This is a genomic window from Spiroplasma sp. Moj, assembly GCF_016082285.1.
GTDB classification, from domain to species: domain Bacteria; phylum Bacillota_I; class Bacilli_A; order Mycoplasmatales; family Mycoplasmataceae; genus Spiroplasma; species Spiroplasma phoeniceum.
Window position 1 is genome coordinate 1 of sequence record NZ_MQTY02000036.1, and the last position, 9045, is coordinate 9045.

Annotated in this window: 9 protein-coding genes and 1 pseudogene; 1 reads left to right on the top strand and 9 read right to left on the bottom strand. The window is 25.1% G+C overall.

The window, feature by feature from the left end; translation table 4 throughout:
- Positions 1-116: 116 nt before the first annotated feature.
- The 9 genes and pseudogenes from BST80_RS02605 to BST80_RS02645 form a co-directional block, all read right to left on the bottom strand.
- The gene (locus tag BST80_RS02605; RefSeq protein ID WP_415745840.1) at positions 117-272 is read right to left on the bottom strand and encodes a hypothetical protein; all 156 of its coding nucleotides are present in this window, start codon (positions 270-272) and stop codon (positions 117-119) included.
- A 99-nt stretch (positions 273-371) separates the two neighbouring features.
- On the bottom strand, positions 372-599 hold the full coding sequence (locus BST80_RS02610; RefSeq protein WP_415745841.1) for a hypothetical protein: 228 nt from the start codon (positions 597-599) through the stop codon (positions 372-374).
- A gap of 376 nt (positions 600-975) precedes the next feature.
- Entirely contained in the window at positions 976-1077 is a 102-nt protein-coding gene (locus tag BST80_RS02615; RefSeq protein ID WP_415745847.1) for a helicase-related protein, read from the bottom strand.
- Positions 1073-2131: pseudogene (locus BST80_RS02620) on the bottom strand (DEAD/DEAH box helicase); the annotation flags it as partial. The pseudogene BST80_RS02620 and the gene BST80_RS02615, both read right to left, overlap by 5 nt.
- Positions 2098-2511 (bottom strand): SNF2 helicase associated domain-containing protein, encoded by a 414-nt coding sequence (locus tag BST80_RS02625; RefSeq protein ID WP_415745842.1) that lies wholly within the window; start codon positions 2509-2511, stop codon positions 2098-2100. The pseudogene BST80_RS02620 and the gene BST80_RS02625, both read right to left, overlap by 34 nt.
- Positions 2471-3148 carry an SNF2 helicase associated domain-containing protein gene (locus tag BST80_RS02630; RefSeq protein WP_415745848.1) on the bottom strand — a complete coding sequence of 226 codons (678 nt, stop codon included), beginning with the start codon at positions 3146-3148 and terminating at the stop codon, positions 2471-2473. Before BST80_RS02630 ends, BST80_RS02625 begins: the two co-directional genes overlap by 41 nt.
- A 6-nt stretch (positions 3149-3154) precedes the next feature.
- Positions 3155-4027 (bottom strand): hypothetical protein, encoded by an 873-nt coding sequence (locus tag BST80_RS02635; RefSeq protein ID WP_415745843.1) that lies wholly within the window; start codon positions 4025-4027, stop codon positions 3155-3157.
- A gap of 121 nt (positions 4028-4148) precedes the next feature.
- Positions 4149-6884, bottom strand: a complete 2736-nt coding sequence (locus BST80_RS02640; protein ID WP_415745844.1) for a DEAD/DEAH box helicase family protein — start codon at positions 6882-6884, stop codon at positions 4149-4151.
- Positions 6885-6943: 59 nt separating this feature from the next.
- Positions 6944-7339, bottom strand: a complete 396-nt coding sequence (locus BST80_RS02645) for a hypothetical protein (protein ID WP_415745845.1) — start codon at positions 7337-7339, stop codon at positions 6944-6946.
- A gap of 79 nt (positions 7340-7418) precedes the next feature.
- Here BST80_RS02645 and BST80_RS02650 point away from each other — a divergent pair, with 79 nt between their 5' ends.
- On the top strand, positions 7419-7652 hold the full coding sequence (locus BST80_RS02650; RefSeq protein WP_415745846.1) for a hypothetical protein: 234 nt from the start codon (positions 7419-7421) through the stop codon (positions 7650-7652).
- The last annotated feature ends 1393 nt before the right edge of the window (positions 7653-9045 follow it).

Genomic DNA, 9045 nt, shown 5'->3' on the forward strand with positions numbered 1-9045 from the left:
AAAAGTCATTTTTCGTTGTAGGAAAATATTAAATTTTTAAATAAAAGACATAATTAATTAAAATTATAATTTGCTATTAGTATCTTTTTAAAAATATTTACAATTATTTTAATAGGTTATGCAAGAAGTCTAATATCAAAATTAATATGATACAAAGTAAATGAAATATCATTATCCGCTAACAACGGCATAGTATCCACATAATAATTTAAATAGCGATCTCGTAAACTTTGATTTAAATTAACAAACTCTGCTTTAAATCCAGTAAGCAACTGTGTTAAAAAACGATATTTACTAATTGTTTCACCTGTTAAAGTTAAGTGATCATCCCTTGTTTTTAACTCTCCTAATAACTCTGTAAAAAATGGTATTTAATCCAAGTAATCATTATTAATATCAATTGTTGTCTTTGTATCCCACCATGCTGTCAACGTTTGGCGTACTTTGACTTTGATCTGATTTAAAATTTCAAGATCTTTATTATCATTTACTTCTTCATCATCAATATTGTGCTTTGGCCGTGTTCTACAACTAGCCACCGCAAACACACTACCACTACCTAACACAAAAGCACTAAAAAGCGTTAATAACTTTTTCATTAATATGTCACCTTCCTTCAATAAGATACTTATCATTATATTGAATAAATAAATAATAAAAAAAAGCACCCTCGTGCCTTTAACAACTTTTTTGCTATGTAAAAATATTTTTAAAAATTATTATACTTTTTTGTTATTTCCTTTATTTTTATAACTCAAGAATATTTCGTAATTCTGTTTCTGAGAATTTTGTAAAATTAGCATTTTCTGAATTATTATTTAAAACAGCATCAATTACAGCTTGTTTATTATCTTGAATTGTTAAAATTTTTTCTTCAATAGTTCCTTTTGCAATTAACTTAATTACTTGAACAGTATTCTGCTGTCCAAAACGATGAGCACGATCTGTTGCTTGATTTTCTACGGAAGGATTTCATTATGGATCAAAATGGATAACAACATCCGCTGCTGTTAAATTTAAACCAACCCCACCAGCTTTTAAAGAAATTAAAAAAAACATTAACTGTTGTATCCTCATTAAACTTTTGTGTCATTAGCACACGACTTTCCGAACGAGTTTTCCCATCTAAATAAAAATATTGTAAACCGATTTCTTCAACAATTGCTTTAATTCGTTTTAAAACAGTAGTAAATTGTGAAAAAATTAATATTTTATGACCACTTCCAGCAAGATCACCAAAAATATCACGTAATTCATCTAATTTAGCACTTATCCAAAATACTTGGGTCACAACAAATTTGCCGTAACTTAGTAAGGTAGCAAAAATTTTTAAACGATTTTGCTTATATTGTCCAGCTGTTAAAATTTTATTAATTTCTTCTCGAGCAGCATTAGCATATGCAGCATAAATTTTCTTTTGTCGTGCTGTCATTTCTACTAAAATTTTATTTTCAATTTTTGGTGGTAATTCACTCATTACCCCTTGTTTTAAACGTCGCAAAATAAATGGTGCAATTTTTTGTAATAATTCTTTTTTAATTGCTTCGTTTTGTTCAAGAACAATTGGAATTTCATATCGCTTTTGAAATTGTTGATGTTGTAATAAAAAGCCAGGTAAAATAAAATTAAAAATTGACCATAATTCAGTTAAATTATTTTCAATTGGCGTTCCTGTTAAGGCAAACCGAATCTCTGTCTTTAAAGTATTCACCACTTTTGCATTAATTGATTGTGGGTTTTTAATATGTTGTGCTTCATCTAAAAAACAACATTGAAAGAAAATTTGTTGATAATAATGAATATCACGGCGTAATAATGGATAAGAGGTAATAACCACTTGCCATTGGTTAATTTTGGTAAATAACATTTCCCGTGTTTTTCGTTCCCCAGCAATAACTAATGTTTGTAACATTGGTGCAAACCGATCAATTTCCTTTTTTCAATTATAGATTAATGCTGCTGGAACAATAATTAAAACCGGTTCCATTTCTCGATTTAATTCATATTCCTTTAAAATAAAGCTAATTGTTTGTAATGTTTTTCCTAATCCCATTTCATCTGCTAAAATACCACCAAACCCTAACGAAGCTAAGGTTTTTAATCAAAAATAACCTTTTTTTGAAAATCACACATCATAGATGCTAATGATGCTGGAACACTAAATTCATTTTCTTCTAAATGCTTAATTTTTGTAATTAAATTCTCAAAATCAACATTAAAACAGCAATTAAACTCAGCTCATAAAGTTAAGTTATTATACACTGTTAAAGCATGATATTTTGGAACTTGTAATTTTCCTTGCATAAATTGTTCTTGTTTAAAATTAAACTGATTAATTAAAGTTGCAAATTTTTGTAATGTTTGTTCTTGCAAATCAATAATGCTACCATTTGTTACCTGATAATATTTCTGGTTGCGATTAATTGCATTTAAAATTTCTCCTAAATCTGAATAATCAAGTTTTGAAAGTTTAAAATCAAATTCTAACCAGTCATTTTTTTTGATTAACATTAATTGTAGTACTTGTTACTTTAAAATCAATTAAACGTACATTTTTAAAATTATCAGTATAAAAAATTTGTGAAAGCGTTTCTAATGTTAAAATATCTTTTGATAATAATTTTAAAACATGTTCCAATTCATTTAAGACAAAATAATTCTCTTTTTGAACAAAACCAATTTGTTTACAAAATGTTAAATATTCTTGCTCATGATAAACATTTCATAAAACAATTTTATTGTCATTATTGGATTTATTTAGTAAATCAAATGTTATTTTTCCATAGAGAAAAAGAGGTCGTAACATAATTTTTTTGTTCTTAAAATCAAAATAGCTTTCAATAACTAATGGTGTTTTTTCTAATGAATTTAAAATTATAGGGTCAATTTGAACTGCTTTATATGGATAATCTAATAAGGAAACAATTTCTTTAATAACATCATTAGTTTGCTGTGGATTAAAGATAATTTTGTTGTGTTTTGTTAATGCCATTGTTTGATAAATTGATCCTAATAAAAAAGTATCTTTATCGTTTAATAAAAAAATTTGTTTAGTATCAAAGAAACTTTGTTGCGTTGCTGTTAAAATAATTGGATTTTCTTTTTTATTAATAATTTGAATAACATTATCTTCTTGTTGAATAGATAAGGCTGGTTAATATTGATCAACACTAATTTTAACATCAGAATATTCTTCCCCATCAATTATTAATTTAATTGTTTCCCCTTTAATGTGTTTTAAAAATCGTTCTGTTTGAAATGCTGAAAACCCAAAACTTTTCGTAATTGATACCCCATAAAAATCCATTTTTTGTGTTTGTAAAAAACTACTAACATTAATAAATTCTTGTTTTAAAAACATAATTACTTTTTCAGTAAATGGTGCAAAAGTACTTTTATTGGGATAAAAAGTAAATTTTTGTGAAATTTCATAACCTTTTAAATAATCTGGATCAAGGACAGGTTTGGTTAAAAAACTCAAAAAATGATAAATATTTTTAATATCAAACAACTGCTCACCTTCATATCCTAACTTTAGTTGTACTGCTGGTGGTTGTTGCAACGTAGAATCAATAATTAAACTACATTGGCAAGTAATAATTCGTTCTTTTAAACTATGATTTTGTTTATTTTTATTAATAAATGTTGTTAATAGTTGATCAGTCGTTGTAAAAAATAACCGTCAAGTAACCAAATTATTGTTTGATTCATAAAATACAAAAAGTAAAACCGCAATAATATGCTGAAAAATTTGATGTTGAAAATTATAGTCAATACAACTACAATTTTGCCGTGTTAAAAAAGTTAAATTATTGCTTAAAGTAAAAACAACATTAACATCATAATAATCCCCACTATGTTTTGACGATACTTGGCAATAAAGCATTAATTCTTTTTTATCGCTTGAACTTTTCTGTTCATTAATTTTTAATAATGTTATTTTTTTTGTTTGGTATAACTGTTCGGCATTATTAAATATTGCTAATCTCGCTAAACTCCGAATGTATTCAAGATTAAAACTTTCCATTTTACTATAGGCTTCTTTAATAAAATAATACTATTCTTTAATTATAATACATTTTTGTTTAACTGGTGAAATGGATTAATCTTTTTTACTTACAATTATAAATAATACATTTTAATATCATCTATTCTTCTTCAAGTTGAACAAAAAATTTTGCAGTAAGATAATTGTCTGTTAACATTCTGTCATACTTGCCAAAGCCAACAAAAAAATATAATTTTAATCCTAAATTTGGTCATTTTAAATTAATTTTATTTTGTAAAAATAAGTATTTGGTTATTGCACTATTTTGCATATCTCGCACTAATTTATTAGCCATTGTCATCACTTCTGGAATTGACCAATAAAATATCTTTTGATCAGGTAAATATTTGGTTAATTTTCCATAACCAGTACCATCTTCATCCGCCAAAATAACTTGTTTTGTTTGATCAAATGTTAGATATCCTGCTTGAAAAGCAATAATTCGTAATTCACCTCGTGATAATAAAAAATTAGTTCGACCAATTACGGATAATACTTGTTTTACAGTATAAGTTGTCCCGGGTAATAATGGTGCTGCTGCACTAGAATACATTTTTAATGTTTCATGTTCTAATTTATATTGTAAAAGTAACAATAATTCAGCCACAATCACTTGATGCTGGTCAATAAAATAAGTTACTAAATCAGGAATCGTTAAATAATTTGGAAATAATTGCGTAAAAACATTCATACTTGTTACTTCATATAATAATGATGTTATTAATAAATTATCATATTCAAGGTTAATTGCATCAGCAGTAATAGTTTGACTTAAACGTAAAATAAAATAATTAATAATTGGATAACTATCTAAGAATAAAAATTGTTTTAAAATATTTTTATTACGATTAGTATTATTTTCATTTTGATGATAATGCGTAATATTTCGGCCAATTTTAACATAAAAATCGTTAACATAATTATAAAATTGGTATAAGGATAAATCATAATCAGTTAGTAAATGTTTTAATCCTGCCTCTTGATATTTTTGATAATATTCACGAATATGGGTTTTAATTCGAGCCCGATTATCATATCATTTTCGTAAGTTATTTAAAATAATTTTTTGTGAGCGTTGTTCTAAGGTAATTGTACAATTATAAGGCAGTCCTTCATTAGCTAACAGTCCCTTTATTGATGTTAATTTCGGATCATATAAGTTTTTAATCCCAACAGTAATATCATATTTGATATCAATATTACTAATTAAATCATAAACTTCTAAGCGACTTTTTAATTCTGTTTTACGAAGCCCTCGTCCAAGCTGTTGTAAATAAACTGTTTTTGAATTTGTTGGTCGTAATAAAATAATAGTATTAATTTCTGGTACATCAATTCCTTCATTAAACATATTAACAACACATAAATAATTAATTCGCCCTGTTTTAAATTCATGTAAAATCCGCGCGCGGTAGTCACGATTTTCAGATGTTAAGTAATCTGCTCGTAAATGGTTTGTTCGTAAAAATGTTGCTACCAATTTAGCATGTTCAGTTGTAACACAAAAAATTAAGGCAACTGGTTTTGCATATAAGCCAATATATTTATCAATCATTTTTAATAATAACTCATTTCGAGCATTCGTATTTAACTTTTTAAAAAGTTCATTATCAGCGTTTAAATCAACGCCAGTTAAATCAACCGTATTATCATCAATACAATAATAATCAAATGGACATAATAAACGTTGATTAACTGCATCTCATAGTCGTAATTCTTCGGCATATTCATCAAGAAAATATTTTTTAATGGACTTACCATCTTCTCGTTCTGGTGTTGCTGTTAATCCAAGTACTTGTTGTGGTTGAAAATAATTAAAAACTTGGTCAAAGGTTGTAGCAGCAATATGGTGTGCTTCATCAAAAATAACCACATCAAAATAATTTGCCGCAAACTGTGGTAACCGACTTGCCATGGTTTGAATAGTTGCAAAGATATACGTTTGATTCTGTATTACTTTACCCTCATACATTACTTCTCCAAAAGTTTGATCCATCAAAACATTGCGAAAAGTTTGTAAGGCTTGGTCTAAAATTTCTTTCTGATGAGCCAAAAACAACAACTTCAAGGGTTGATGATTATTTTCTTGTAATTGGTGTAAATAATCAAACGCAGCAACAACAGTTTTCCCCGTTCCCGTTGCCATAATTACTAAATGTGCTTGTTTACCACAACGACGACGATACTGTAATTTTGTCACAATTGCTTTTTGAAAATCATATAAGTATTTTCGAATGGTTAAAATTTCAGTTGCAGTATGATTAAACATTGTTGCAATTCGCATTGATTGATTTTGACTAATACGTTCTAATAAATGATTACGTGCGATTTCATCATTAAAATCAACTAAAACTTCATTTCATAAATGCTCAAATTCATCAATTATTTCCGTAACTAAATTAGGATTATTTTTTGTTGTTAACTTAATATTTCATTCTCGCCCAGTAACCATTCCTTTATAAGTTAAATTTGAAGAACCAAGAATTACGGTTGAAATACTATGGAATCGTTTAAAAAGGGAAGCTTTAATATGAATTCGTTCACTTCGTTTTTCTAAATTATCTTCAACTTTGACTTGGATATTATCATAAGTTGTTACTAAACGGGTCAATTCTAATAAATTATTGTATTCTGCTAAATCATCAAAAGTTGTTGTAATAATTCGAATTGGAATTTTTTGCATTCAGCAATGTTTAATTGATGCTTCAATTTTATTAATAATTGCCTTTGAAATAAAAGGAAAAACAAAGCATACTTCATCAGCAGTACACATTTCATTATTTAATTCAACTAATAATTTTTGCTGATTTTGATTTGTAAAAAACTTTTCTCCCATTTATTATCATCTCTCTTCTGGTAATTATTAAATAAAATAAGTAATTATAAAATTATTTATTAGACAATCATAATGTCAAATTGATTTAACCATGTAAAACATTCTTTTAATCAAATAATATCAGTTTCAATTTTTGCAAGAATATCTTGAATAATATTATCAAATTTTCCGGAAAATTCTACTGTTGTTAATGCCATTGTTTTATCATTTCAACTTTTAACTAAATAAGATTGAAATAAGAACGTTAAAACCCCCTCAGCAACATCAACTGCTGGAATGGTTGGTACTTTTCCTGCTAAAATAAATAAATTCTTTCGAACTTGTGGTGTTAAAATTGTTTTAATTGCTCGTTCAGATGTACCACCAACTAAAAATTTTTCTTCAAATAAATTATCTTGTAAATTAATATAATTTAATGGATTAAAAAATTTAGTTGTTATCCCGCGTGGTTGCATTGTAAATTGTCCTGTTAATTTATGATAGGGTTGAATTGTGAAAATTGGGATACGATAAAATTCTTATTTATCAACCTTATTGTTAATTTTAGTTGAAACTTTATGTGTAATTGTTCCAAAGGAAATATTTCCACTAGCATGAGTTAAATTAAACACAAAATCAATTTTAGTGTTATTATTAAAATTAATTAAACGTGTTGGTAATGGTTTAAATATTTTAGTAATTCCTAATAATGTTAATTCAGAAGTAAAATATTCTCCTAATACTAAATTACTAAATTATAAATTGTTACTAAATCAATTTTATCCATAATCTGATCTGATAATTTTAATAATCGTGTCCATTTAACAATATAATAGCAAACTGTGATAATCAGCGCAAGGCCAATTAAAAACATTAGACTTCTTGCATAACCTATTAAAATAATTNTANNTNTTTTTAANAANNTNNTANTNANNAANTTATAATTTTTTTCTGTTTTATTTATTTTATATACTATATTTATTTTATTTTCTTTCAATTAAATTAAATTATATATTTTGTTTACTATTTCATTTAGGTATTTTTTTTTTTCATTTATTTATTTTGTATTTTATTTATATATTTCTTTTGTAATTTTGTAATTTATTATTCTGTATTATTTTAACATTTATTTTGTTTTATTTTATATTTTTGTACTGATACATTCAAGTATTTATTTTGTTTTTTCATTTCGTAATTTTGTATATTTNNTTAATTAATTTTTTTTTTTTNTAANANTTNTATAANNTTTTCAGTTGCGGATTTTATTAAAATTTATTTTCATTCGAACTGAAATATTTTTAGCTATAAAATAAAATAAATGTAGAATTTATTAAAATTTCTCTTAGCTTTAATTGGCTTCTTACCTGGAAAATCAATTTATTAAAAAATATATATAGTAAAATTTCCTTTCATACAACCTGAATGNNNNTTNANTNTAANAATATAAAATAATNANTNNNNTNNATNTNTNTNTAATGAAAATGATAAATAAGAAATTTTTTGAATGTTTGCCATTTGTGAATTTAAATTAAAAATAATTTACCAAAACAAGTGAAAACATTCCTATTCATATGTTAATAANAAATTTGTCCTTCAAACATTTAAAAACGCTAAAAAAAAATTGGTTTATTTAAAACTAAATTCTCAATTGTTTGGAAATAACTAAAAATACATAAAATAATAAATAAAATATTCATCTCATAACTAGTTTATATGAAACATTAGAGAAATGCAGAATAAACAAACAGATCACTTAACATAAAANANAAAAAAAAAAAAAAAAAAAAAAAANAAAAAAAAAAAAAAAATATATATATATATNTANANATAATATNAAATAAAAAAATAAAAATAAAAAACAAAATCTGTGAACAAAAATCCAAATCGAAGCTGTAATAAAAAGCGTGTCATATTAAGAAAAAAAACCCAAATACCATTCAATTTTCCTATGAAATCCACGGAAATAAATACGAATGAAAAAAATTTAACACGTAAATAAATAAATGTGTGAAAAATCCCATGCCAAATGGAAGTGAATTCCCAACAAGTTACTTAACGAGTCCCTTAAAACTATGCTATTGTCAAAAAAAAAAGGGTCCCAAAATAATTATAAAAATANANNANANNATATAAGAATATNTTTTATATTATATTANATANTANAAAAATAAATTATTAACAT